Here is a 25,102-nt window from a genome sequence, read left to right as displayed (position 1 = left end):
GATGCTTCATGTTTCGTGTCATCACCGCTAATTTGAACGGCATTCGGTCGGCCGCGAAGAAGGGTTTCTTCGACTGGTTTGGCGAGCAGGATGCTGACGTTGTCTGCGTGCAGGAGATCAAGTGTTCGCAAGACGATCTCACGCCGGAATTTCTCGCGCCGCACGGTTTCCAGGGTTACTTCCAGCACGCCGTGAAAAAGGGTTATTCCGGTGCGGGGCTTTATACGAAGCACGAACCGGATGAAGTGATCATCGGCTTTGGCAGCGAGGAATTCGATCCGGAAGGGCGTTATGTGGAAGCGCGCTTTGGGGATCTGTCGGTGATCTCGGTGTATGTGCCGTCAGGGTCCAGCGGTGAAGAACGGCAGCAGGCCAAATACCGTTTCATGGGCGAGTTCATGCCACATCTTGAGAAACTGGCCACGAAGCGCGAAGTGATCTTGTGTGGCGACGTGAATATCGTGCACAAGGAAATCGACATCAAGAACTGGAAAAGCAATCAGAAGAACTCGGGTTGCTTGCCAGAAGAGCGCGCGTGGCTCACTCAACTCTTCGACGAAAAAGCATATGTGGACGTCTTCAGAACGCTGGACCAGCGACCTGAGCAATATACGTGGTGGAGCAATCGCGGGCAGGCTTACGCGAAGAACGTCGGGTGGCGGATCGATTATCAGATTGCGACGAAAGGCGTGGCGGACACGGCCGCGGCAACTTCCGTTTTCCGCGATATCAAGTTCAGCGATCACGCACCGCTGATCATTGATTACGACTGGAAGGTTTAAAGCCGCGGCTTTTTAAAGCGGCCCATTCCCGCGTAGTTGGGCAGCTGGTCCACGGTTTTCCCGATCGCTTTTGCGTAGAGCGGCATCATGTCGGGCAAGCGCTTCATCAGGTCGTGTACGCGTGCAGTGCCATACGGATGCATCCAGATAAAACCGTTCGGCGTGCGCCGCGTGCGCGCATCAATCTTTTGCCATAACGTGATGGCGGCGCGCGGATCGTAACCCGCACGCGATGCTAATTCGCTACCGATGACATCGGCTTCGGTTTCATCGGCGGGCGTGTATCGCATGGCCAGCAATTGCTCGCCAATTCCCAGCGGGGTCGAGCTGATATCGGCGAAACCGAATAACGGCGGAATCGTTCCCGTACTCAATTGCGCCGCCTGCTGACGCCCCAGCCGATCACGCGCATGTTCACGCAACGCATGCGCAATCTCATGGCCGATCATCATGCCGAGTTCGTTATCGTTGAGACGCAAACGGTCTATCAGTCCGCTATAAATCACAATCTTGCCGCCCGGCAGGCAATACATGCGGATCTCGTCGGAACGCACCACATTCACGTCCCATTTCCAGTTCTTCGAGCGGTCATTCCACTTCAGCGCAAACGGAATCTCGCGATTGGAAATTTCGCGTGCGCGCTTTACAAGCGGATTATCGTCGCCGAGAAGATGTTTCGTGCGCCGGGCTTCGCGAAGGATTTGAGCGTATTCATCGGCGGACTGCTGCTCTAATGTCGCCGATGGAATCAGGTTGCGAAACAACGCCGCATTGCCGAAGCGGATCTGGTCGGTGGCCGTGGAATAGGGCGGTTGTGCATTAGGTGCAGCGGGCGGCGCCGCATCGGAAGTTCCGGACGCTACGGACGCCGCGAAGCTCAAGCCGGCGTGTAGCAACACGGCGCAAGCGGCAACGCGGATGGGGGCGTGCACCGTCATCGGACAGGTCTCCAGGGCGCGATTTTCGGCAACAGTAACATGCCCGGAATAGACAGCGCAGCGCAGATCATGAAGTACTCGAACCAGCCGGTTTGCGCGACCACAAAGCCGCTCGATGCCGACGCCAGCGTGCGCGGCACCGAAGCCAGGCTCGTAAATAGCGCGAATTGCGTGGCGGTATAGCGCGGATCGGTCGTGCTCGCGATATAAGCCACGAACGCGGCCATGGTGAGGCCGGTAGCGAAGGTTTCGAACCCGTAGAGCCCGGCCAGCGCCAGCGGCGACGGCCCGATTTTCGCCAGCCACGCAAAGCCGAGCGTGGAGACGATCTGCAGCACGCCAAAGATCCATAACCCGCGTGAAATGCCGATCTTCATCAGCCACACGCCGCCAACAATCCCGCCCGCCAGACTCGCCCAGAACGCGACGGTCTTCGCAATTACGCCGATCTGAGTCTTGTTGAAGCCGATATCGAGGAAGAACGACGTGGAGAGCGTGGTCGCCATCGTGTCGCCGAGCTTGTACAGGAAGATGAAACCGAGGATCAGCATTGCCGTGCGCCAGCCGTCCCGGGCGATAAATTCGCGAAACGGCTGGACGATGGCATCGCGTAGATTCTTGGGCGGCGTGCCATGGATTTCGGGCTCTTTAACTACGAGCGTCAGCACCATGCCCGGCAGCATGAACGCCGCCGTGACCATGAAAACCGTGGTCCACGGCAAGTGATCGGCGAGAATCAACCCCAGCGAACCGGGGACGAGCGCTGCGATCTTGTACGCGTTGACGAAGACGGCGTTGCCGAGTCCCTGCTCGGTGTCCGCCAGGAGTTCGCGACGATACGCATCGATTGAAATATCCTGGCTCGCGCCGAAGAACGCGACGAGCGCAGTCAGTGCGGCGACGGTCCAGATCTGGTCTTTCGGCGATGTAAACCCAAGCGCGCCAATGGCCACGGCCACCAGCAACTGCGTGACGAGCATCCATCCTCGCCGCCGTCCGGGCCGCGAGCCGGGCAGGCGCGGCACGTAGCGGTCCATCATTGGCGCCCAGATGAACTTCCAGGTGTAGGGAAACTGGATCAGCGCGAACAGGCCAATTTCCTTCAGGTTCACGCCTTCAGTGCGCAACCACGCCTGGACGAGATAGACGAGCGTGAAGAGCGGCAGCCCCGACGTGAAGCCGATAAACACGCAAATCAACATGCGTTTGTTCAGAAAGGCGCGCCAGCCGGGGTGTTCTTCGTGAGCGGTAAGAGCGGGCGCCTCGTGTGGCGAGTTGGACATAGGGTCGATTCGAAGCAGTAAGCGGTGCGCGAGCGACGAACCGGCAAGCTCAGTTCAGCTTCGCTTTACGCGATAGACCGCAAGGCTACCACGCCAGTTCGCCCCCCAACGGACGGACTGCCCGCCATGCAGCACCGCGCGATCGAGGATCTCGATACCCACTTCCGGCGCCAGCGCCTCAAAATCCCGGATGGTGAGAACACGCACGTTCGGCGTGTTATGCCATTGATACGGCAGCGTTTTCGACACCGGCATGCGTCCCTGCAACACGGTCAGCCGATGCCGCCAGTAGCCGAAATTAGGAAACGAGACAATGCACTCGCGTCCCACACGCACGGTTTCACGCAGGATCGCGGCGGTTTGATGGATCGTTTGCAGCGTCTGCGAGAGGATCGCGAAATCGAAACTATCGTCTTCGAACAGGCGTAATCCGTCTTCCAGATTCTGCTGGATAACGTTGACGCCTTTCTGGGCGCAGGCAAGGACACCGGCATCGTTGATTTCAATGCCATAACCTTTGACATCGAGTTCTTCGGCGAGCAGCGAGAGCAGCGACCCATCGCCGCAACCCAGATCCAGCACCGATGAGTTCGGTTCAACCCAGCGCGCGATCGCCCGAAAGTCCGAGCGCAAGGAGAGGGAGTCCAGCGTGATTTGGTTCATGCGCCCACCTCGGCGGCAATGCGTTCGTAATAGGCGCGCATCAGGTTGTGATAACGCGCGTCGTCGAGCAGGAAGGCGTCGTGGCCGTGCGGCGCATCGATTTCGGCGTAGCTCACCGTGCGTTTGTGATCGAGCAGCGCTTTCACCAGTTCGCGCGAACGCACGGGCGCAAAACGCCAATCGGTGGAGAAGCTGGCGATCAAATATTTCGCCGTGGTGTGGGCGAGCGACTTGGTCAGGTCGCCATCGAATGCCTTGGCGGGATCGAAATAATCCAGCGCGCGCGTGATCAGCAGATACGTGTTGGCATCGAAGTATTCGGCGAATTTATCGCCTTGATATCGCAAATACGATTCAACTTCGAACTCGACATCGAAGTTGAAGTTGTACGCATCCAGCGCACCTTCCGCACGTCGCAACGCGCGGCCGAACTTGGCGGCCATGTCGTCGTCCGACAGATATGTGATGTGGCCGATCATCCGCGCGACCCGCAATCCGCGACGCGGCTTGATGTTATGCGCGTAGTAATCGCCGCCGTGGAAATCGGGATCGGAGAGGATGGCGGAACGCGCGACTTCGTTGAACGCGATGTTCTGCGCGGAGAGTTTCGGCGTCGATGCCACCACAATGCAGTGCGCCACGCGATCCGGATACATCATGCTCCACGCCAGCGCCTGCATGCCACCAAGGCTGCCGCCCATCACTGCGGCGAATTTTTCAATGCCATACAAATCAGCTACGCGCGCCTGTGCGTGAACCCAGTCTTCGACCGTGACCACGGGGAAACTCGCGCCGTAGGGTTTGCCGGTGACGGCGTTCACGCTCATCGGGCCGGTCGAGCCAAAACACGAGCCCAGGTTGTTAATGCCGATCACGAAGAACTTGTTCGTATCCAACGGCTTGCCCGGACCCACCATGTTGTCCCACCAGCCGACGTTCTTGGGGTCGCCGGCGTAGACGCCCGCCACGTGATGCGAAGCGTTCAGCGCATGGCAGACGAGCACAGCGTTTGAGCGGGCGGCGTTGAGCGTGCCGTAGGTTTCGACGACGAGATCATAGTCACCGAGCAAGCTGCCATTTTGCATGCGCAGCGGTTCGGTGAAATGCAGTGTTTGGGGAGTGACGATGCCGATTGATTCCATTCATCCGCCTAGAGAAAACAGGGCGGCTAAATGGCGTCGGCGATGCGCTGAGAAAGATAAGCGGCGCGGCTGACAACCTCTTTAGCCGCATTTATAGTGAACCGGGTCAGGGTTCGCGCGCCCGCAATCGAGTCAGCAAATCGGCGCGTTGAAACAAATCAAGATAGCGGTGAAGTATATCGGAAAAACAGGAAAGGGCGCTACGGCGGCACGGAGCGGTCACCTCAGGCGATGCCGTTTGAAGTCCGTACTACTTCGAAATACGTTTGGGTTTAGGCGAGACCGCGCAGGCCTTTTAACGACCGGATCTTCAGATCGACATAATGAGGACGGCCGCTAGTCGGCGACCGAAGCGACTTCGCTCCGCTGGCATTCAAAACCGACGGCAGATGCCCGGTGATCCAGACCGTGCGAATGCCCAAGCGCTTGTACCGTTTCAAATGCCCGCGCGTATCTTCAACAAGAACGGCATCGGCGAGTGGCACGTTAGCGCGCCGCATTGCACGTCGAAGCATTGACGCATCGGGTTTCGCGCGCCAATAACCGCTTCGATCCTGCATATCCTCGATCGCAATCACGCGCTCAAACAGCTTGGCGATACCCAGTTCATTGAGCACGGCGTGGGCATAAATTGAAGGCCCGTTGGTCAACACGATCTTGCGACCCGGCAGCCCGCGGATCATCCGCGCGAGGCCGCGTTCGGCACGCACCATGGAGCCGAGATCGGCGAAGTCATGCACGACATGCAGGAAGTCCGCAGCGTCGACGGGATGATGGCGCACCAGGCCGAGCAGGGTGGCGCCGTATCGCTGCGTATAACCGGTACGCAAGCGGTTGGCCTCGTCAACATCCACACCCAACCGGTCGATGATGTACTGCGTCATCCCGCGATTGATCGCGGGGAAGATCGCATGCGACGCGTGATGCAGCGTGTTGTCGAGATCGAATAACCAGACGGGGCGCTTGTGCGTGTTCAACCGGCGTCGTGAGGAACGCAATGGTCCGGTTCGGACGCCAGCAGGATCCATGCTCAATGCGAGCGAATCATCGTCCCGAACGGCTGTTCGGTCAGGATCTCGAGCAACACCGAATGCTCTATTCGCCCGTCGATAATATGCACCGAGCGCACGCCGCTCTTCGCGGCATCAAGTGCCGATGAAATCTTCGGCAGCATGCCGCCGGAAATGGTGCCATCGGCGAATAGCGCGTCAATCTCGCGCGCCGAGAGATCGGTCAGCAGATTGCCTTCCTTGTCCATCACGCCGGGAATATTTGTCATCATCACGAGCTTCTCGGCGTTCAGCACGACGGCCAGCTTGCCCGCGACCAGATCGGCGTTGATGTTGTACGACAAACCATCTTCACCGAAGCCGATTGGCGAGATGACCGGAATGAACGCGTCGTCTTGCAGCGCTTTCACGACAGCCGGATTGATGGCTTCGACTTCACCCACCTGACCGATATCGATGAATTCGCCCGGGTTGTCGCGATCCGGCATCAGCAGCTTGCGCGCGTGGATCAGGCCGCCGTCCTTGCCGGTGAGACCAACCGCATGGCCGCCGAAATGATTGATCAGCGTGACGATGTCCTGCTGCACTTCACCGCCGAGCACCCATTCGACCACTTCCATGGTCTCTTCGTCGGTGACGCGCATGCCCTGGATAAACGTGCCCTGCTTGCCGATCTTCTTGAGCGCCTGGTCGATCTGCGGGCCACCGCCGTGCACGATCACCGGATTGATACCGACCAATTTCAGCAGGATCACGTCGCGCGCGAAGCCCTGTTTCAGGCGCTCCTCGGTCATCGCGTTGCCGCCATATTTGATCACGATCGTCTTGCCGTGATACTGCTTGATATAGGGCAACGCCTCGGCCAGGATTTCGGCTTTCAGGGTCGGCGCGATCTGCGTAAGGTCGGGAAGCTCGGACATGGCGGCGATAAGGCGAGGAGCAGTTTAAACAGGCGGAATTGTACAGGACTGACGCGCTGCATCATGCGTTTCCGATAGCATTCCGATGACGGGTGAAAGTTAGCCTTTGGTCGCGCCAGTATGGGATTGGCGCGTGAAATAATAATGTGATCGAGCGTGCGTGGGTGGGTCAAAACGTGGCGCTTCGGCAACGGCCGCGTCGTGCGCAATGCGGCGCGTGACTGTGTGTTCCGTTTTCAAAAGGCTTGGCCCCGATCATGAGCTCAACCGATCCCACTCCTCAACGCTGCGCGCTGTGCGGAGCGTTTTTTCGCTGTGCCCAGCAAACCGGCGATGCGCAGTGCTGGTGCGCAGCGCTTCCCGCTTTGCCCGCCGCGCGATCGAATCCTGGCATGACATGTCTTTGCCCGGATTGTCTGCGTGAAGAAACGCAACGTAGCATAAACATGTGAAGGGCGCGTTATCAGGGGAGTTGCCGGAAACGGCCTGAGGAGGAATCGAGCACGAAAAAAAGCAGTGATTCGTTGCCGGATCACCGCTTTTTTGCTGACTGCACCCGACGTAGTGCTTACGTGGCCGCTTTCTTCGCCGCCCGATTACGCGGCGCCGCACCCGTGTGCGTTGCCGCGAGCGCGGCCAGGTCGCGCGCGACGTTGTCCATCACCGGTTCCCACGCCGAAAATTCCGCCTGCCGGTACAACGTCGCGGTCGGATACCACGGGCTGTCCGTGCGCTCCAGTTGCCAGACTCAGTGTGGATTGGTGTCGAGGAGAATCCAGGTCGGCTTGCCGAGCGCCGCCGCCAGATGCGCGACGTTCGTGCACACGGTAATCACGAGATCGGGTGAATCGATAAACGCCGCCGTATCGTCGAACGTTTCAAATTTTCCGGTGCGGTCAGCGATCTCGAAGCCACTGTCCCGCGCCGTGGATACCGCGCCCGACGCATCCTTCTGCAGCGAGAAGAACGCGACATTCTCGATCCCGGCGAACGCTTTCGCATACCGCTCGATGCCCACGCTGCGGAACATGTTGCGCTGATGGCCTTCGTTGCCGCTCCATACAAGGCCGACGCGCAGGCGTTTGTCGGCGGCGAATTCAGTGCGCCATTCAGTGGTGAGGTCGGCATCGGCGGAAAGATACGCGCGCTTCGCCGGAATGGTCTCCGCGTCGATGCCGAAATGCAGCGGCAGGCTCAGCAGCGGAAAATGGAAGTCGAACGCGGGCAACGGCCCGTCGTGCGGCAGGCATTCGACGCCCTTCGGCGCCATGCGCGCCATCAGCGGATGCACCGCCTTGAAGGCAGCCCACACGAGCGTGCCGCCCTGCGCGTGAACCTTTTTCGCGAGCAGGGGGACGAAACGCGAGAACTGCAGCGCGTCGCCGAAACCTTGTTCACCCCACAACAACAAGGTTTTGCCCCGCAATGCTTCGCCGTTCCATCGCGGCACCGGGAACTCGGGATGCGAATTGCGCAGTTCGCTTGAACCGTCCCAGCGCGATTCGAAATTGGCCCATCCACGCGCGTAAATGCCCTGCACGAGATCGAGAATGGAGAGATTGAACGGAAGACGCGGCATTCCGGGCGCGATATTGGCCGCCGCTTCGGCGGCTGCAGTGGCCTCCGGCCAACGCTGCGCTTCTTTCAAGGCGAGGCTGTAGTTCGACAACGCGAGCGAATTCGACGGATTGATTTCAACCGAACGCTTGCCTGCCGCAAGCGCACGCTCGAGTTCCCGGCGGCGCGGATAGACGCGCGACAGATTCGTCCACGCTTCAATATCGCCGGCATTCGCAGCGACAGCCTCTTACAGCATGGTCAACGCTTTGCCTTCGCTGCCCGTGACTTCGTAGGCGACCGCGAGATTGTTGCGCAAGGTCGGGACGGCCGGATTGATTGTATGGGCGCGTTCGTAGAAGGGAATTGCATCGGCGTGACGGTTGGCGAGCTGAAGCGCATAACCGAGATGCCAGAGCGCGAGCGCATGTTGCGGATGCCGATCAACAAGTTGAGCCGCGAGCTGAATGCCGTCGCCAATGCGATTCTGCTTCAGCATTGCATCGATCAGATCAAGGCCAGTCTCGGGCTGGTCAGGTTGCAACGTCATGGCGGCCTGCAGCCACACGGCGCGCTCGACCTGGTTGCCTTGCGCGTTCATGCTGCGCGCGTTGTCAATGAACACTTTCAGCGCACGCGGGATAATGGTGTCTTGAAGTGCATCCGCTTGTGGCGCTTCGCTGAGAAGCTGAATGGGGCGGGACGATGGGCTGTTAGTCATTTTGTGTATGCGGCCTTGCCGCCCTGTACTAGACAACGCTAGATGGTGCGGCAAGTGGCTATATCCAACCATTAGACTATTCTGAAATTAGAGGTGAAATTCACCGCGATGCATCGAATAACGAACACAGGCCGCGTCAATCTCGGTCACCTGTTTTGGCTTCGCAGCCTTGCGATCATCGGCCAACTGGTCACGATCGCCGTCGTACAGGAGTTCTACGGAGCGCATCTGCCACTAGCGGCCATGCTGACCATTGTCGCGCTGGAGGTATTGTTCAACGCGCTGACATGGGTGCGCGTTGCGCGCGCGCAGCCTGAAACGAATCTCGAACTGTTCGGGCAGCTCGGGGTCGATCTCGGCGCGCTGTCCGCGCTGCTGTTCCTGAGCGGCGGCGCGACGAATCCGTTTGTCACGCTTTACCTCCCGTCGCTCGCGATCGCCGCCGCGGTGCTGCCGTGGCGTCTGACCATCTGGCTCGCATTGTTCGCGGTCGTCTGTTATTCACTGCTGACGGTCAGCTACGTCCCGCTGAACATGGAAGACCCGCTGAATTTGTTCGAGTATTTCCGCATCGGGCTGTGGGTGAACTTCATGGTCAGCGTGGGCTTGATCGGCTGGTTCGTGGCGCGGATGTCGCGGGCGCTGCGCGCGCGGGATTTTGCGCTGGCCGACGCCCAGGAGCGGCTGCTGCGCGACGAGCGCGCCGTGGCGCTGGGTGTCCAGGCAGCCACGGTTGCGCATGAGATTGGCACGCCGCTGTCGACCATCGCGATGCTGAGCGAGGAGTTACGCGACTCCGCCCGCCACGATCCGAATCTCGCCCCCTATTCCGCCGATATCGAACTGCTCGAGCAGCAAATGACGTTGTGCACGTCCGCCCTCGCGCGCCTGCGCAGCCGTGCGACCGGACCCGCGCCGCGGCAACCGCTGGATGACTGGCTGCATGGGTTTGTTGAACAATGGCGCTTACGCCATCCGCACGTGCGTTTTGAATTGATCGAGCCGTACGATGAAGCGAAAGATGAGTCGGGAGACGAAACGAAGGAGCGCAAGCGGGCGGGGCAGTTTCTGAGCGATCCCGTCGCGGTAGGGCAAATACTGACCATTCTGCTGGATAATGCGGCGCGGGCCAGCAGCGATTCGGTGACGCTCGCGACGTCGGCGAGCCGGCATCTTGGCGAGCCCGTGATTCAATTCGATATCCGCGATCAGGGCCCCGGCATTCCGGCGGCATTGCGGGGTTCGCTCGGCGCGATGCCCGTCGACAGTACGCAGGGTGGCCACGGTGTCGGCCTGTATCTGGCATTCTCGGCGGCAACGCGGCTTGGAGGGTCGATCGAGCTCACGCCAGCCAACCCGCACGGTACGCACGCCATCCTGCGTCTCGCCGACACAAGCGCCCCAGCATCGCGGGAAAAAGCAGCAAGGACGGGCCGCGGCGGCGTCGCCGCTTCCGTCACTACGGAGAAAAGAGCATGAGCGATACAAATTTTTTGGTCATCGATGACGACGAGGTTTTCTCGGGCATTCTCGCGCGCGGTCTGACACGGCGCGGCTATACGCCGCATCAGGCGCATGACGCCGCCACGGCGTTGAGATTGGCGAACACGCAGAAGTTCGGCCAGATCACGGTCGACTTGCACCTCGGGCACGATTCCGGGTTGACGCTCGTCGCGCCTTTGCGCGATCTTCAGCCCGATGCACGGATTCTCGTGCTGACGGGTTATGCGAGCATCGCGACGGCAGTTCAGGCCGTGAAAGATGGCGCCGATAACTATCTGGCGAAGCCGGCGAACGTCGAGACAATCCTCTCCGCGTTGCAGGAAGAAGCCAGCGAGCAGACGGCGGAAGAGGCTATCGAGCATCCGGCGCTGCTGTCGGTCGCGCGGCTGGAGTGGGAGCACATCCAGCGCGTGCTGGCCGAGAACAGCGGCAATATTTCAGCCACGGCGCGAGCGTTAAACATGCATCGACGTACACTGCAGCGCAAGCTGGCTAAGAAACCCGTGCGGCAATAAACGTTATGTAGAACGTAAAAGAGCGGTTCATGATTTCAGTCATTTGCTGAAATCATGAACCGCCCTTTTTTGATTCAAACGCGCTTTACAGCACGTAGCGCGACAAATCTTCGTCTTCGGCTACATCGTTCAGCGCCTTGTCGACATAAGCGGCATCGATCTTCACCGGATGACCCGTGTGATTGCCCGCCGCGAACGACACTTCCTCAAGCAGCTTTTCGATCACGGTATAAAGCCGCCGCGCGCCGATATTCTCGGTCTTCTCGTTCACCGAAAACGCAATCTCAGCCATCCGGCGAATCCCGTCCGAGCTGAAATCCAGCTCGACATCTTCGGTCGCCAACAGCGCCGTGTATTGCTTCACGAGGCTGGCATCGGTCGTATTCAGGATGGATTCGAAATCCTCCACGGACAGCGAATCCAGTTCGACGCGAATCGGAAAACGTCCTTGCAGTTCGGGGATCAGATCGCTCGGCTTGGCCAAGTGGAACGCACCGCTAGCGATAAACAGGATGTGATCCGTCTTGATCATCCCGTATTTCGTATTGATGGTCGTGCCTTCCACAAGCGGCAGCAGGTCGCGCTGCACACCAGCACGCGACACTTCCGCGCCGCCCGTTTCACTGCGCGAAGCGATCTTGTCGATCTCGTCCAGGAACACAATGCCGTTCTGCTCGACGTTCTGAATCGCCTTGGTCTTGACCTCTTCGTCATTGAGCAGCTTGCTGGCTTCTTCGTCGGTGAGCAGTTTCAGCGCATCCTTGACCTTCACCTTGCGCTGCGTCTTCTTGCCGCCGCCGATATTCGCAAACATGGAACGGATCTGGTCCGTCATTTCCTCCATGCCCGGCGGCCCCATGATGTCCATGGTCGCTTGCGGCGCCTCGATGTCGATCTCCACTTCCTTGTCGTCGAGCAGGCCTTCGCGCAGGCGCTTGCGGAATGTCTGGCGCGTGCTGTTCGCGCTGTCGTCCTGCAATTCGGCCGTGCCGAAACCCGCGGTCGGCCGCGCACTTGGTAGCAGGATGTCCAGGATCCGGTCCTCGGCGCGGTCGATGGCCCGCGAACGCACTTTGCGCATCTCGCTCTCACGCGTCTGCTTGACCGAAATCTCGATCAGGTCACGCACGATGCTGTCCACGTCGCGACCCACGTAGCCGACCTCGGTGAACTTCGTTGCTTCGATCTTGATGAACGGCGCGTCGGCGAGTTTCGCCAGGCGGCGCGCGATTTCCGTCTTGCCGACGCCTGTCGGTCCGATCATCAGGATGTTCTTCGGGGTAATTTCCTGGCGCAGCGGTTCGGCGACTTGCTGACGCCGCCACCGGTTGCGCAACGCGACAGCGACCGCTTTTTTCGCGCGGCCCTGGCCGATGATGTGTTTATCGAGTTCCGAGACGATCTCGGCGGGAGTCATGGTGGTCATCGTTGGTCCTTGTCCTGTGCTCGCGTGTTACGCGAAAGCCGTGTTACTCGATCGTCTCGATGACGCGATTGTGATTCGTATAAATGCACATATCGCCCGCGATGGTGAGTGCCTTTTCGACGATATCGCGTGGCGAGAGTTCGGTGTTTTCGGCGAGCGCCTGCGCCGCGGCCTGCGCATAGGCACCGCCCGAACCGATCGCACAAATGCCGTTTTCCGGATCGAGCACGTCGCCGTTACCCGTGATGACGAGCGTGGTTTGCGCGTCGGCGGCAATCAGCATGGCCTCCAGCCGGCGCAGCATGCGGTCGGTGCGCCAATCTTTGGCGAGCTCGACGGCAGCGCGTGTCAGGTTGCCCTGGTGCTTTTCCAGCTTGGCTTCGAAGCGGTCGAGCAGGGAAAACGCGTCGGCCGTGCCGCCCGCGAAACCGACCAGGACCTTGCCGCCATAGATGCGGCGCACTTTCTTCGCGCCGCCTTTCATCACGATATTGCCGAGGGTGACCTGGCCGTCGCCACCGAGGGCGACCTTGTCACCGCGTCGTACGGAGACGATGGTCGTGCCGTGAAACTGTTCCATGTGCATTCCTTTGAAAGCGGAGTGGGCGCGGCAGTTGGAAAACCCGTATGCCGCCGCGCCGCCGGGGAATCCTTTGGCAGCGTGAGAAGGCCGGGTGCGCTGCAATGTTGCGCTCCAGCGGACATTCGCCACGCCCGCGCCACGAGAGCGCGTCCAGTTTATTTTAGGGCGCAGCGGAATTTATCAAGGCGCTTCGCGCGGCATCTTGTGTGCGTTGGCCATTGGGCCAGGTTTGTAGCGCACCGGTACGACGGAACACGCCTTGCCGGGCGCAAAAAACGCGGCACAAAAACAAAAGGCACACGATTTTTCGTGTGCCTTTTGTTTTTTCAACGTGTTTCGAGCGCTGTCCAACCTCGTCGGACCAAATCCCGGCCGGCAGGTTTCCCGCCGCGACCGAGGCCGCGGCGAACGCTGCCTGGGACAGATCAGTCGCCGAACAGCTTCTGGCGCAGTTCGCGTCGCTCCTGCGCTTCGAGCGAGAGCGTGGCCGTCGGGCGCGCGATCAGGCGCGGAATGCCGATCGGCTCGCCCGTTTCCTCGCACCAGCCGTAATCGCCCGACTCGATGCGCGCAAGCGACTGCTGCACTTTCTTCAGCAGCTTGCGTTCGCGGTCGCGCGTGCGCAGTTCGAGCGCGTGCTCTTCCTCGATCGTCGCGCGATCGGCCGGATCCGGAACGATGACCGTTTCGCGCAGGTTTTCCGTCGTCTGGCCCGCATTCTTAAGAATGTCGGCCTGCAACTGTTCCAGTCGGACCCTGAAGAACGCGAGCTGATCCTCGTTCATGTAGTCCTTGTCGGCCATCTTCTGGATTTCGTCTTCAGTCAACAATCGTTTCGTCGTCATCTGGCTTGCTTCTTCAATGTGGGGCGATGTCGTTCGCCATCTTCGCGGTCGCTCGCCGCGCTCGCCGCCGCCGTTGTCCGGATTTCCCGCACTCCGGCGATATTCGCCAACAATTACTGCATGCACTTACTACGCTAAACGGGCTGCGACTCTCGCGGCGCCACGTGGGGCCAATTTCATCTGGAACACTGCATTCTGATCAATTCATCTGGACTGATTTTCAAGCGATTCGACCGGTGCCCGATGTTCGGAACAACACTTTACTGTTCACTTCTGCCCTTTCACTTCCGTCCGGCCCGCTTCTTTTTCAGTAGCAATTGCGCCGGGCTTTGTAGTCAAGGCTTGGCGGTGTCCCGGATTCTCCAGTGGGGCTGTATTGTAACTGAATCGCAATTGCGTACTACACCTGAGCAAAACACTGCCGCAATTCGTTCGTTATCTCAAAAATATAACGCGCTGACGTTTAAAAAGCGATGGTTCTCGGTGAGCGTGAACACATATTGCAACGACGTTCATCGCCAAAAAGCGCCGGCTCCTGGAAGCGCAGCGATTTTAGCCTCGCCGCCGTGTCGGCATGATTGCGCTTCAGGGGAGAAATAGCGAGAACTGTGCCGGAAATGGCGCTTTTCGGATTGAGCGGCGACGCGAAGCTGTCGTTTAAGGGCTTCGCGTTTCGCCGTTTTCTTCGGTTTCGCCGTTTTCTTCAGCGTATTCGATCAGACCAGGCAGGCGGTCAGCCCGTCGATGATCAAATCCTGCGGCAGCTCAATGCCAATGAACACCATCTTGCTGTTCTTCTTTTCGATCGGTTGCCATTTCGCGGCAAGATCGCTGCCCATCATTTGATGCACGCCCTGGAACACGACCTTGCGATCGACGCCCTTCATATACAGCACGCCTTTGTACCGCAGCAGTCGCTCACCGTAGATCTGCAGGATGCCGCCGAGGAAGTCTTCAAGGCGGTTGGGATCGAAGGCGCGGTCGCTGCGAAATACAAACGACTTGATCTTGTCGTCGTGGTGCGCGTGGTGGTGGTTCGCGTGGCCATGCTCGTGGTCGTGACTGTGGTCGTGGCCGCAAGTGGCGTGGTCGTGATCGTCGTCGTGCGCATGGTCGTGCCCGGCGTGATCGTGGTCATGCGCGTGATCGTCTTCCGCGAGGAAATCAGGATCGATTTCGAGCTTCGAATTCAGGTTGAAGCCGCGCAGATCGAAGATTTCCTTGATGTCCGCTTCGCCGAAGTTCACCACTTTGATCGCGGCGCGCGGGTTCATGTGAACCAGACGGTGCTTGAGCGCGTCAAGCGCGGCGGCGTCGACCAGATCGGACTTCGTGATGAACAGGCGGTCCGCGAAACCCACTTGGCGCTGCACGACTTCGTGTTCGTCAAGCTGATGGTTGGCGTGCTTTGCATCGACAAGCGTGATGATTGCGTCGAGCAGAAATTCGTCGGCGATGGCGTTGTCCATGAAGAACGTCTGCGCAACCGGGCCCGGATTGGCGAGTCCAGTTGTCTCGATGACCACGCGATCGAAGTTCAGCGTGCCGGCCTTCTTGCGATCGGCGAGATCTTCAAGCGCGCGCGCGAGGTCGCCGCGGATCGTGCAGCAGATGCAGCCGTTGCTCATCTGGATGATCTGCTCGTTCGTTTCCTGGACGAGGATCTCGTTGTCGATATTTTCTTCGCCGAACTCGTTCTCGATCACGGCGATCTTCATGCCGTGCTTGTCGTTCAGGATGCGCTTGAGCAACGTGGTTTTGCCGCTGCCTAGAAAGCCGGTCAGGATGGTAACGGGAATCATGGTGGTCGCCCTGTTCTTTAAAGTCGAAGGATCGTGCGGCATGTTTTCAGGCTGGGGGCGTGATCTAAGACTCCCGCGCTACGCCCGAAAACATGCGGTCGGTCGATTATTGAAACATATTTGTCAAGCGGACGCTTTGCGCTCCTCTGTGCCCCCTTGAACGCGCGCCGTCCGAAGCGTTCAACTATGGGCGATCACGCGATTTGCAACAATAGGCCTTTCAGGTATTCCCCTTCGGGAAACGCGGTTAAAAGCGGGTGATCGATGCCTGTGCCAAGGCGCTTCAGGATACGCGCGTCAACTTTCGCGTCGGCCGCGGCGCCCGCAACGATCTTCTGGAACAGATCGGCGTCGATTGCGCCCGAGCACGAATAGGTGAACAGCAAGCCGCCCGGGCGCAACAGTTTGAAGGCGGTCAGGTTGATGTCCTTGTACGCACGCGCGGCGCGGTCCACGTGTTCTCGCGACGGCGCGAACTTGGGCGGATCGAGCACGATCAGGTCAAAGCGGTCGCCTCCCTCATGCAAGCGGCGCAAGGTCTTGAACGCGTCGGCGTCGAGCCATTCGGCGCGTTGCGGATCGAAACCGTTTGCCGTGACGTTTTGCTGGGCGAGCGCCAGCGCGTCACCGGAGGAGTCGATCGATACCACGCGTTTTGCGCCGCCTTTCAGCGCCGCCAGCGAAAAACCGCCGGTGTAGCAGAAGCAGTTTAGGACGTCGCGGCCGTCGGCGTATTGGCGCACGAGCGCGCGATTGTCGCGTTGATCGATGTAAAAACCCGTCTTATGGCCCCGTTCGACGTCGATGTGATACCGCACGCCGCCTTCATTCGCGATCAGGGTGGCTGGGGGCGGATCGCCGGCCAGCACGCCGGTGATCTGTTCGAGCCCTTCCTTCTGACGGATCGACACGTCGGAGCGTTCATAGACGTTCGGACAGCCGGTTGCGCCGATCAGCGCTTGCACGATCGCCTCTTTCCAGTGTTCCACGCCCGTCGCCATGAACTGGCAGACCAACTGGCCACGTTGACTTTCATCGTCCGCGACGTAGTAATCGACGATCAAGCCCGGCAGCCCGTCCGCCTCGCCGAAAATCAGCCGCGTGGCGCCTGTGTCGCGCACCATTGTTTGCCGGTGCGCGATTGCCCGCTGTACACGGCGCTTGAAAAACGCGTGATCGATGGGCTCGCTCTCGTCGAAACTCCAGACGCGGGCGCGAATCTGCGAGATCGGGCTGTACGACGCACGCGCCAGAAACCGGCCATCGTGGGCGCGGATCAGCACGGTTGCACCGGGCGCGGGCTTACCTTCCACGTGCTCGATCGCATTTGAATAGATCCACGGATGGCGGCGCGCAAGCGACTTTTCGTTCGCCGCTTTCAGCGTAATGATGTTCATTCGGGTCTTCGGTGAAAGCGCTGACTGAACGTCGGAGTGAACGCCGGTGCAGGTTCGGGCCGCGTTTTGTGTCTGTTTCTATTGGCAGCGGGAGAATCGGGTGGGTCCGTCGGTTATGTTAGTTTCGCGGTGAGTGGGCCGCGTTTTTGGGCGCGGCGCCGCGCCGACATCTTGTTGCTTGCCGCCAAATGCCAGGTTAGTCGCGTTTTTTTGCGCGCGGATGCGTCTGGTCGTACACGCGGGCCAGATGCTGGAAATCGAGCGATGTATAAACCTGCGTGGCCGCAATACTCGCGTGGCCGAGCAGTTCCTGCACGGCCCGAAGGTCGCCGCTGGATTGCAGCACGTGCGTGGCGAACGAATGCCGCAAGACGTGCGGATGCACATTCGACGGCACGCCGGCCAGCAACGCCATGCGTTTCACCCGATCACGGACCACATTCGGCGACATCCGATTGCCACGCACAGACAGAAACAGCGCGTGGGGATCGTCTTTCACAAATTGCCCGCGCACTTCGATCCACGCACGCAGCGCGGTGATCGCCTTGCTGCCCACGGGCACGGACCGCCGCCGGTTTCCCTTGCCGAGCACATTGACTTCGGTGCTGGCGAGGTCAAGCCATCCCGCCGACAAATGCCCTTCGGATTGCACAAAATGCACGTCCAACCCGACCAGTTCGGCGAGCCGCAAGCCGGACGAATAGAACAATTCGAGGATGGCGTGGTCCCGCAGCGCTTCGGGTGTATCGCCTTGAGGCGCTTCCATCAGTGCGTTGGCGTCATCGACGGAAAGCGCCTTGGGCAAGGACTTCGCGCGTTTCGGCGCGCGCACGGTCGCGACCGGATTGGCTTGCATTTCAACCTGCTCGGCAAGCCACCGATAAAACGCCCGCCACGCCGATAACCGATGCGCAATTGAGCGCGCCGACAATCCGCCGCCGTGAGCGCGGGCTACAGCGCCCCGCATGTCGGTGGCGGTCAGCGACTCCAGCGCCCGGCCGTTCGCCAGCTTCTTCAGTTCGTCGAGTTCGTGCGTATAACCGCGCAGCGTGTGATCCGATAACCGTCGCTCGTGCTCGAGCATCGAAAGATAGGCGGTTACCGGATCGTCGGTCATGTTAGTGGGGCAGCAAGCGGCTGAGCGCGGCGCTGGCGAGCGTGCCGATTTGCGTCAGGAAGTCGGTCGCCATGCCTTCGTGGAACCGGCGCGGATCGGGCGAACCCATGACCAGCAAGCCGAATGCAGGCGCTTCGGGGCCGGCCGACGGGTCACGCAGCGCGAGCAGGGCGATGGATTCCGTGGTGTTGGCGGTATCGACGACACCATCCGTTGTAGCCGATGCCACCGAGACCGAACTCGCCGATGTCAGCCACTGAGCGGCCTCGAAGCCGGTATTCGGCCCGCAATACGGCGTAGTCAGACCGCTCGTGAAGGAGCGGACTTCCTCGCTCGTGGTCCTTGCAAATTCGGCTTGCGCGTAGGGCTCGGCGACATCCCACACCCGCAGCGCGGCTTGTGGCACCTCGAAAATTTCACACAGGCCAGCGGGAATGGTTTTCGGCAACGCATGGGGATCGCGCTCGGACATTACGCGAATTGTCCATCGATGAAACTTCGCGGCGATGCTGTCGTTCTCATGTCCGTAACGAAGCAATTCGGCCAGCCGGCGTTCGATCTGCTTGTTCTTGTCGCGCAGCATTTGCATCTGGCGCTCTTGCAGCGACACCGCCGACTTGCCATGCGGATTGGACAGCCGGATCGTGCCGAGCAACTCGGCGTGTTCGGCAAAGAAATCAGGATTCGCAATCAGGTAATCGGCGACTTCGCGTTCGTTCATGGTATCGGGCAGCATCGGGTTCCTGACGGTCAGTCGGCTTTATTCAGCATTCGCAAGTGTGGGATCAAGCTCGATCTCGCCTTCGAATACGGTGGTGGCGGGGCCGGCCATAAAGAGCGGCGCCTCGGCGTTGCGCGCGCCAGCCCAGGTGATGGTCAGCGTGCCGCCGTGGGTCTCGACCTGCACAGGCGAGTCGAGCAGACCGCGCCGGATACCGGCAGCGACCGCTGCGCATGCACCGGTGCCGCATGCCAACGTTTCGCCGGCGCCGCGTTCGAAAACACGCAGCTTGACCGCGTTGCGGTTCACGATCTGCATGAATCCGGCGTTCACTCGGTTAGGAAAGCGCGCGTGATGTTCGATCACCGGCCCTTCGATCAATACCGGCGCGTTTTCCACGTCGGCCACGATCTGTACGGCGTGCGGATTTCCCATCGACACCACCGAAACCCAGCGGGTTTCTGCTTGAACGTCGAGCGGCCAGAGCGTGTCGGCGCCTTCGGAGCGTCCTTGCAAACCTTCCGGGTTGAAGGGAACCAAGGCGGGTTCGAACTCCGGACGGCCCATGTCCGCCACCACGTCGCCGTTCTCCTGCATGGTCAGCACGATCACGCCTTGATGTACCTGTACTCGAACGCTTGTCTTGCTGGTGAGGCCCCGGTCGCGCACGAACTTCACAAAGCAGCGCGCGCCATTACCGCAATGCTCCACTTCGCCGCCGTCGCAATTGAAGATGCGATATTTGAAATCAACGCCGTCGATGTCCGGTTTCTCGACCAGCAGCAATTGATCCGCGCCGACGCCGAAATGCCGATCCGCGAGCGCGCGCACTTGCGCTCCGCTCAGCGAGAGTGGTTTGGAATAGCCGTCGAGCACGACAAAGTCGTTGCCCGCGCCGTGCATTTTGGTGAATTCGAGTTTCATGCCGCTATTGTAAGTGACGCGCAGCAAGGGCATGCACTAGACCAAATGGCCGATGACCCCGAACTTGTACTGCAATTGCCCATTGTTTCCCGCAGACTGGTATCAGCCGGTCAATAGAAGCCCGGTTCGCCCGGCGGTCGCGTCTTGAAGCGCTTGTGCACCCAGTAATACTGCTCCGGTATCAGCCGGACCTGATCCTCAAGGAACGCGTTCATGCGGCGGGCGTCGGCTGCGTCGTCGCCGGTCGGGTAGTTTTCCCAGGGTTTGAATACCCGCAGGCGGTAACCCTTGTAGTTCGGCAGCACTTCGCCCACGAACGGCATGATTTGCGCATGCCCGGTCTTGGCGAGACGGCCGACCGCGGTCAGCGTGCAGGCTTGCACGCCGAAAAACGGCACGAAGGTGGAATTGCGCATGCCGTAGTCCATATCGGCGCCAAGCATGACGGGCTTGCGGTCCCGCAGCCAGCGCAGCACGATCCGCGCGCTGTCCGCGCGGCTCGCCATTTCGGCGTCGAAACGGCCGCGTTGTTTCTTCGCGATGTCGTCGAGCGCTTTGTTCGACATCGGCTGATACAGCGATCCGCAGGTCCTGTGCAGCGAGTAGTTGATCCACACCGAAGCCGCCTCGATTGCGACGAAGTGGAAACCGAGCAACAACGTGGGCGGCATGTCGGGATCGAGGAGATCCACTTCGCTGTCCACCTCGATCAGCTTGGCGAGCTTTTCCGCCGAGCCGAACCATTGCACGCTGCGCTCCACGTAACTGCGGATCGCGTGCCGGAAATGCTTCTGGGCGACTTCTTCCCGGCGCTCAGGCGTCCACTCGGGGAAACACAGGCCGAGATTGATATGTACGATCCGTTTGCGGTGGCTTGGAATCTGATAAAGCAGCCATCCGAGGCCATCGCCGAAACGTGCGGTGATGCCGTAGGGAATGAGGGCGAGCAGTTTCAGGAAGCCCACTGCGAGGGCGACGCCAATGCGACCTAACATGTGACGCTCCCATGGGTCAGGAAAACGGGGTTTCGACTCTGCCCGGGAGCGTTCCGGGCATGACGCGGGTGAGGGTATTTCTGGGATGGCAGCAAACGTTCGGCTCTGTGACAAAAGTGAGAAGCCGCTATAATAAAACCTTCGCCGAGTTAATGGACAACTTGCGGGGCGAAGCTGGATAGCGTTTACGGCGCTATCCGGACCATGTTTTCCGCTAAAGCGTCGCCGCTTCAGACTCCAGACGAAGTCGGCTACGTGAGCAACTTACCCGTACTCAAATGGAGTCTGAAGCGTGTCAAACGATTATTTCTTTACCTCTGAATCCGTCTCCGAAGGCCACCCGGACAAGGTAGCCGACCAGATCTCCGACGCCATCCTCGACGCCATCCTGGCGCAGGACAAGTATTCGCGCGTCGCGGCCGAAACCCTTTGCAACACGGGTCTTGTCGTGTTGGCGGGTGAAATCACCACGCAGGCGAACGTCGACTACATCCAGGTCGCGCGGGACACCATCAAGCGCATCGGCTACGACAATACGGAATACGGCATCGACTATCGCGGTTGCGCGGTGCTCGTCGCGTATGACAAGCAGTCGCGCGACATTGCGCAAGGCGTGGACGCCGCTCATGACGACAACCTTGATCAGGGCGCAGGCGACCAAGGCCTGATGTTCGGCTACGCATGCGACGAAACGCCCGAACTCATGCCGTTGCCTATTCACCTCGCGCACCGTTTGGTTGAGCGTCAGGCGAATCTGCGTCGCGATGGCCGCCTGAACTGGCTGCGTCCGGACGCGAAGTCCCAGGTGACCGTGCGTTATGTCGATGGCAAGGCGCATAGCATCGACACTGTCGTGCTCTCCACGCAACATGCACCGGAAATCGAACTGAAGGCGCTGCGTGAAGCCGTGATCGAAGAGATCATCAAGCCGGTCCTGCCGGCCGATCTGATCAAGGGCGACATCAAGTTCCTGGTGAATCCGACCGGTCGTTTCGTGATCGGCGGTCCGCAAGGCGATTGCGGATTGACGGGTCGCAAGATCATTGTCGATACATACGGTGGTGCAGCGCCTCACGGCGGCGGCGCGTTCTCGGGCAAAGACCCGTCTAAGGTTGATCGCTCGGCAGCGTATGCCGGCCGTTATGTCGCGAAGAACATTGTCGCGGCAGGACTGGCTTCGCGCTGCCTGATCCAGGTGTCCTACGCAATTGGCGTGGCGCGTCCGACTTCGGTCATGGTCAACACGTTCGGCACGGGCCGCGTGTCGGATGCAAGGATCCAGGAGCTCGTCCTCGAGCATTTCGACCTGCGTCCGAAGGGCATCATCCAGATGCTCGACCTGCTGCGTCCTATCTATGAGAAGTCTGCGGCGTATGGTCACTTTGGCCGTGAAGAGCCGGAATTCTCGTGGGAAGCCACGGACAAAGCGCTGTTGCTGGCAGAAGCCGCCGGCACAGAACCGGTTGTTGAAACAGCCTGAACGTCTAGTTTGAGCTTGAGTATGTAAAAAGCCCGCTGAGCATCACGCTCAGCGGGCTTTTTTTATTGTTGCGGTTGACGCCGACCTGTCCGCTGGCAGCGCACGCTGCTTCATCTCGCGATCACAGCGGCAAAACCGCGCACGCACGCGCGAGCGAATCCAGACCAGGCGTCTTCAGAAATAATCAGCGTGCACCAAATGCAAACCATTCGTTGCTGGTCGAAAGCCTTCGCGGACGACGACTCGTCGTATTAATTACACCGGGTGCCAATTTCAATTTAGCCACGGGTGCGCGTAATTGCGTTGGTTTTCGCAATAACGCTTTAAATGCGGCCTGACGCGATGCCGCCCTTAATCGCAGATTTGAAAAAAATCCGTGAAACCAGGAACGAATGCCATTGACGGGATGGGTATTCCTGAATTGTCCTGCGAGCAACTGGGTGCGCGCGGAATGATGGCGTAAGGCCCGAACAACGCTGCGGCCGGCGGGACGTGCAGCACGGACGGCGGCACGGGTAAGACGATTCGTGAAACGGATATTCATGGATTTCACAGGCTCGGGTTCGCAATGGCTGCAACCCGACATTAGTCGGATCAAAAAAAGCGTTCAATAGTTTGATCGATTGAACACAATAAAAGTTGCGAACTTGAAGCGCGCACTTATTTAATAGATTTTCATCGAGCGGAATTTTCGATGGGCTCTCTCAATGCACGACGGCAGGTTATAGAAGAATTGTTACTGCCGGAAGTCGGCATTTTCCCGCACGGATGTTCGACGGCCAGAACCCGCAGGACGGAGCGCCGGACGCCCCGGGCGATTTACAATCGATGTATTCGCCCTAATTAGCCGGCTCTCTTGCAGCACGATGAAGCCAGCCGGCCAGACGCTTTCCCTGTGAGTCGATATGCCGAATCAATCGAAGATGGAACAAGTCCGCGAGCTGCGTGAGAACGGCTACGTGGTGGTGCCCGGCCTGGTCTCGCCGGAGCGCTGCGAAGCCATGCGCAACGTGGCGAAGCAGCAATTGGTGGAAGCGGCAGCGCCGGTGGAGTTTGAAGCCGACCTGCAATATCCCGGCGCGCCGAATTCAAAAGACGCGCCCGGCGGGCATACCGTGCGGCGCTTGCTCGATGCATACGGGCGCGATCCACGCTTCGCCGCTTGGGCTACGTCGCCCGACGTGCGTGGCTGGATGGAAGTGTATTTCGGCGAGGCACCGACGCTTTCGCGCGCTCACCACAACTGCGTGATGACGAAGCACCCGGCTTACGGCAGCCTGACCGGCTGGCATCGCGATGTGCGTTACTGGAACTTCGAGCGGGATGATCTCGTGTCGGCGTGGGTGGCGCTCGGTAACGAGACGGTCGAGAACGGCGCATTGTGGTTCGTGCCGATGTCGCACAAGTTGCCATTCACGTCCGAACGTTTCGATAACGCCAAGTTCTTCCGTTCCGATCTTCCCGAGAACGAAGTGCTGATTCGCAGCGCGGTATCGCCGAAACTGAATGCCGGGGACGTCGTCTTCTTCCACTGCAACACGCTGCATTCGGCCGGCAAGAATCTCACGGATCAAGTGAAATTCTCGCTGGTCTACACCTACCGTGGCGCCAGCAACTTGCCGTTGCCGGGAACACGGTCGGCGTCGATGCAAGACGTGCCGCTTATTTGACGCCTGCGCCTGAACGCATCAGCGTTTGGCCGGGATCGCCAGCCCGATCAACCCGGCCAGCATGGCAACCGCGCCTGCTGCGATCAGCCAGATCGTCTTGTTGGTCGGCGCGCCGGTGAAGAAACGCGAAACGTCGTTGCCCAGCGAATGGTACGACTGGCCGCCGAAATACAGCAGCACGATGCCGCCTGCGATCAGTGCAATGGATATCGCCTTGGTCATGAAAATCTCGTCAATGTGCGGGCGCCCAGCTTATTGGGCCTTGGCCGATGAGTCCAGCGCCGCGGCAGCTTCTTGAGGCTCGGGTGGCGTTGGATTCGGCGCTGGCTTGATCCCCGGCTTGATCTGGCGCAGCAAGTCGGCTTGCACGTTCGCGTAATCGGTGCGGTTCGTCCAGGCGCCAACATTGAGCTTCACGCCGGTATCGGTGTATTCCGACACAGCAATCCACGGTTTGGTCTTCTCGTCGTTGATGATGCGCGGATCGGTTTCCACAATCCGATGCAGCGACGCCAGCGACTCTTCGATATTTTGATCCTCCGGAATAACCACGTTCAGCACCACGCGACGACGGTCGTTCGCGGTGAAGTTGGTGACCGGATTCGCCCAGATCGTGCTGTTCGGCACGAACATGATGACACCGTCGCTTTTCGTCAGACGAGTGGTGAACAGGCCGATTTCGTTAACGGTTCCAGCCGTCGCGCCGGCGCCTTCAATGTAGTCCCCGACCTTGAACGGCCGTAGCAGTAACAGCATCAAACCGGCTGCAATATTCTGCAACGTGCCTTGCAACGCCAGGCCGATAGCCAGTCCGGCCGCGCCGAGCACGGTCAGGATGCTGGCCGCCGCCACGCCGAATTTGCCCAGCGCCGCGACAATGGCGACCACCCGGATCGCCCATTGCACGAGGCTCGCCATGACGGGCGTGAAGGTGGCGTCAGCGTTCGTGCGGCCGAGCGCGCGTTTCACCGCGTTTGCCACGCGGTTCGATACCCACCAGCCGACCAGCAAAATCACGACGGCCATCAATACGTTGAATCCGTACGTTACGCCTGCTGTCAGTAGAAAATCGTAGGCAGGGCGTAGTTTGTCCAGCGGGTCCATGAAA

General features: G+C 59.8%; 26 protein-coding genes. 6 read left to right on the top strand and 20 right to left on the bottom strand.

Annotated elements, in window-relative coordinates:
* Positions 1–8 precede the first annotated feature (8 nt).
* Positions 9–782, top strand: a complete 774-nt coding sequence (locus ACMX25_RS00480) for an exodeoxyribonuclease III (RefSeq protein ID WP_414947622.1) — start codon at positions 9–11, stop codon at positions 780–782.
* Here the strand turns inward: ACMX25_RS00480 and ACMX25_RS00475 are convergent.
* The 6 genes from ACMX25_RS00475 to argB all read right to left on the bottom strand — a co-directional run bounded on the left by ACMX25_RS00475 (position 779) and on the right by argB (position 6,738).
* Positions 779–1,720, bottom strand: coding sequence for a M48 family metallopeptidase (locus ACMX25_RS00475; protein WP_414947621.1), 942 nt, complete (start codon positions 1,718–1,720; stop codon positions 779–781). The two genes, ACMX25_RS00480 and ACMX25_RS00475, sit on opposite strands and share 4 nt — an antisense overlap.
* Positions 1,717–3,003: an AmpG family muropeptide MFS transporter gene (locus ACMX25_RS00470; protein ID WP_414947620.1), complete on the bottom strand. Its 1,287-nt coding sequence runs from the start codon at positions 3,001–3,003 to the stop codon at positions 1,717–1,719. Before ACMX25_RS00470 ends, ACMX25_RS00475 begins: the two co-directional genes overlap by 4 nt.
* A gap of 54 nt (positions 3,004–3,057) precedes the next feature.
* Positions 3,058–3,666: a methionine biosynthesis protein MetW gene (gene metW, locus ACMX25_RS00465; protein WP_414947619.1), complete on the bottom strand. Its 609-nt coding sequence runs from the start codon at positions 3,664–3,666 to the stop codon at positions 3,058–3,060.
* A complete protein-coding gene (gene metX / locus ACMX25_RS00460) occupies positions 3,663–4,808 on the bottom strand; it encodes a homoserine O-succinyltransferase MetX (protein WP_414947618.1) in 1,146 nt (381 codons plus the stop codon). Before metX ends, metW begins: the two co-directional genes overlap by 4 nt.
* A 272-nt stretch (positions 4,809–5,080) precedes the next feature.
* Complete coding sequence (locus tag ACMX25_RS00455; protein WP_414947617.1) at positions 5,081–5,836, bottom strand: pyrimidine 5'-nucleotidase; 756 nt, start codon at positions 5,834–5,836, stop codon at positions 5,081–5,083.
* 2 nt (positions 5,837–5,838) lie between these two features.
* Positions 5,839–6,738, bottom strand: a complete 900-nt coding sequence (gene argB / locus ACMX25_RS00450; RefSeq protein ID WP_414947616.1) for an acetylglutamate kinase — start codon at positions 6,736–6,738, stop codon at positions 5,839–5,841.
* A gap of 257 nt (positions 6,739–6,995) precedes the next feature.
* Here argB and ACMX25_RS00445 point away from each other — a divergent pair, with 257 nt between their 5' ends.
* The gene (locus ACMX25_RS00445; protein ID WP_414947615.1) at positions 6,996–7,190 is read left to right on the top strand and encodes a cysteine-rich CWC family protein; all 195 of its coding nucleotides are present in this window, start codon (positions 6,996–6,998) and stop codon (positions 7,188–7,190) included.
* A 296-nt stretch (positions 7,191–7,486) separates the two neighbouring features.
* Here ACMX25_RS00445 and ACMX25_RS00440 read toward each other — a convergent pair whose 3' ends face one another.
* Both ACMX25_RS00440 and ACMX25_RS00435 read right to left on the bottom strand, forming a co-directional pair.
* Positions 7,487–8,407, bottom strand: coding sequence for a glycosyltransferase family 9 protein (locus ACMX25_RS00440; RefSeq protein ID WP_414947614.1), 921 nt, complete (start codon positions 8,405–8,407; stop codon positions 7,487–7,489).
* Positions 8,408–8,545: 138 nt separating this feature from the next.
* Complete coding sequence (locus tag ACMX25_RS00435; protein WP_414947613.1) at positions 8,546–9,016, bottom strand: tetratricopeptide repeat protein; 471 nt, start codon at positions 9,014–9,016, stop codon at positions 8,546–8,548.
* Between the two features lie 108 nt (positions 9,017–9,124).
* Between ACMX25_RS00435 and ACMX25_RS00430 the strand changes: the two genes are divergently transcribed.
* Positions 9,125–10,495, top strand: coding sequence for an ATP-binding protein (locus ACMX25_RS00430; protein ID WP_414947612.1), 1,371 nt, complete (start codon positions 9,125–9,127; stop codon positions 10,493–10,495).
* On the top strand, positions 10,492–11,034 hold the full coding sequence (locus ACMX25_RS00425; RefSeq protein ID WP_414947611.1) for a response regulator transcription factor: 543 nt from the start codon (positions 10,492–10,494) through the stop codon (positions 11,032–11,034). Before ACMX25_RS00430 ends, ACMX25_RS00425 begins: the two co-directional genes overlap by 4 nt.
* Before the next feature lie 85 nt (positions 11,035–11,119).
* On the opposite strand, the gene hslU is transcribed toward ACMX25_RS00425, so the two are convergent.
* The 9 genes from hslU to ACMX25_RS00380 form a co-directional block, all read right to left on the bottom strand.
* A complete protein-coding gene (gene hslU, locus ACMX25_RS00420; protein ID WP_414947610.1) occupies positions 11,120–12,460 on the bottom strand; it encodes an ATP-dependent protease ATPase subunit HslU in 1,341 nt (446 codons plus the stop codon).
* Between the two features lie 43 nt (positions 12,461–12,503).
* The gene (hslV, locus tag ACMX25_RS00415) at positions 12,504–13,040 is read right to left on the bottom strand and encodes an ATP-dependent protease subunit HslV (protein ID WP_047895365.1); all 537 of its coding nucleotides are present in this window, start codon (positions 13,038–13,040) and stop codon (positions 12,504–12,506) included.
* 428 nt (positions 13,041–13,468) lie between these two features.
* The gene (dksA, locus tag ACMX25_RS00410; RefSeq protein ID WP_089166517.1) at positions 13,469–13,888 is read right to left on the bottom strand and encodes an RNA polymerase-binding protein DksA; all 420 of its coding nucleotides are present in this window, start codon (positions 13,886–13,888) and stop codon (positions 13,469–13,471) included.
* 716 nt (positions 13,889–14,604) lie between these two features.
* A complete protein-coding gene (locus ACMX25_RS00405; RefSeq protein ID WP_299708333.1) occupies positions 14,605–15,690 on the bottom strand; it encodes a CobW family GTP-binding protein in 1,086 nt (361 codons plus the stop codon).
* 194 nt (positions 15,691–15,884) lie between these two features.
* Complete coding sequence (locus ACMX25_RS00400; protein ID WP_414947609.1) at positions 15,885–17,087, bottom strand: class I SAM-dependent rRNA methyltransferase; 1,203 nt, start codon at positions 17,085–17,087, stop codon at positions 15,885–15,887.
* 196 nt (positions 17,088–17,283) lie between these two features.
* Positions 17,284–18,204, bottom strand: coding sequence for a tyrosine recombinase XerC (gene xerC / locus ACMX25_RS00395; RefSeq protein ID WP_414947608.1), 921 nt, complete (start codon positions 18,202–18,204; stop codon positions 17,284–17,286).
* 1 nt (position 18,205) lies between these two features.
* Positions 18,206–18,925: a DUF484 family protein gene (locus tag ACMX25_RS00390; RefSeq protein WP_414947925.1), complete on the bottom strand. Its 720-nt coding sequence runs from the start codon at positions 18,923–18,925 to the stop codon at positions 18,206–18,208.
* A 39-nt stretch (positions 18,926–18,964) separates the two neighbouring features.
* Complete coding sequence (gene dapF, locus ACMX25_RS00385; protein WP_414947606.1) at positions 18,965–19,849, bottom strand: diaminopimelate epimerase; 885 nt, start codon at positions 19,847–19,849, stop codon at positions 18,965–18,967.
* A 110-nt stretch (positions 19,850–19,959) separates the two neighbouring features.
* Positions 19,960–20,844 carry a lipid A biosynthesis lauroyl acyltransferase gene (locus ACMX25_RS00380; RefSeq protein WP_414947605.1) on the bottom strand — a complete coding sequence of 295 codons (885 nt, stop codon included), beginning with the start codon at positions 20,842–20,844 and terminating at the stop codon, positions 19,960–19,962.
* 292 nt (positions 20,845–21,136) lie between these two features.
* Here ACMX25_RS00380 and metK point away from each other — a divergent pair, with 292 nt between their 5' ends.
* Complete coding sequence (metK, locus tag ACMX25_RS00375; protein WP_414947604.1) at positions 21,137–22,324, top strand: methionine adenosyltransferase; 1,188 nt, start codon at positions 21,137–21,139, stop codon at positions 22,322–22,324.
* A gap of 184 nt (positions 22,325–22,508) precedes the next feature.
* Here metK and ACMX25_RS00370 read toward each other — a convergent pair whose 3' ends face one another.
* Entirely contained in the window at positions 22,509–22,868 is a 360-nt protein-coding gene (locus tag ACMX25_RS00370) for a hypothetical protein (RefSeq protein WP_414947603.1), read from the bottom strand.
* 361 nt (positions 22,869–23,229) lie between these two features.
* Here ACMX25_RS00370 and ACMX25_RS00365 point away from each other — a divergent pair, with 361 nt between their 5' ends.
* On the top strand, positions 23,230–23,994 hold the full coding sequence (locus ACMX25_RS00365; protein WP_414947602.1) for a phytanoyl-CoA dioxygenase family protein: 765 nt from the start codon (positions 23,230–23,232) through the stop codon (positions 23,992–23,994).
* A gap of 18 nt (positions 23,995–24,012) precedes the next feature.
* Here ACMX25_RS00365 and ACMX25_RS00360 read toward each other — a convergent pair whose 3' ends face one another.
* Positions 24,013–24,216, bottom strand: coding sequence for a DUF3185 family protein (locus tag ACMX25_RS00360; protein ID WP_414947601.1), 204 nt, complete (start codon positions 24,214–24,216; stop codon positions 24,013–24,015).
* A gap of 30 nt (positions 24,217–24,246) precedes the next feature.
* Positions 24,247–25,098, bottom strand: coding sequence for a mechanosensitive ion channel family protein (locus ACMX25_RS00355; RefSeq protein ID WP_414947600.1), 852 nt, complete (start codon positions 25,096–25,098; stop codon positions 24,247–24,249).
* Positions 25,099–25,102 lie beyond the last annotated feature (4 nt).

Source organism: Caballeronia eucalypticola (genome assembly GCF_047608185.1).
GTDB lineage: Bacteria > Pseudomonadota > Gammaproteobacteria > Burkholderiales > Burkholderiaceae > Caballeronia.
Note: the sequence above shows the minus strand (reverse complement) of the source record. Positions and strands in the feature narration are given on the sequence as shown.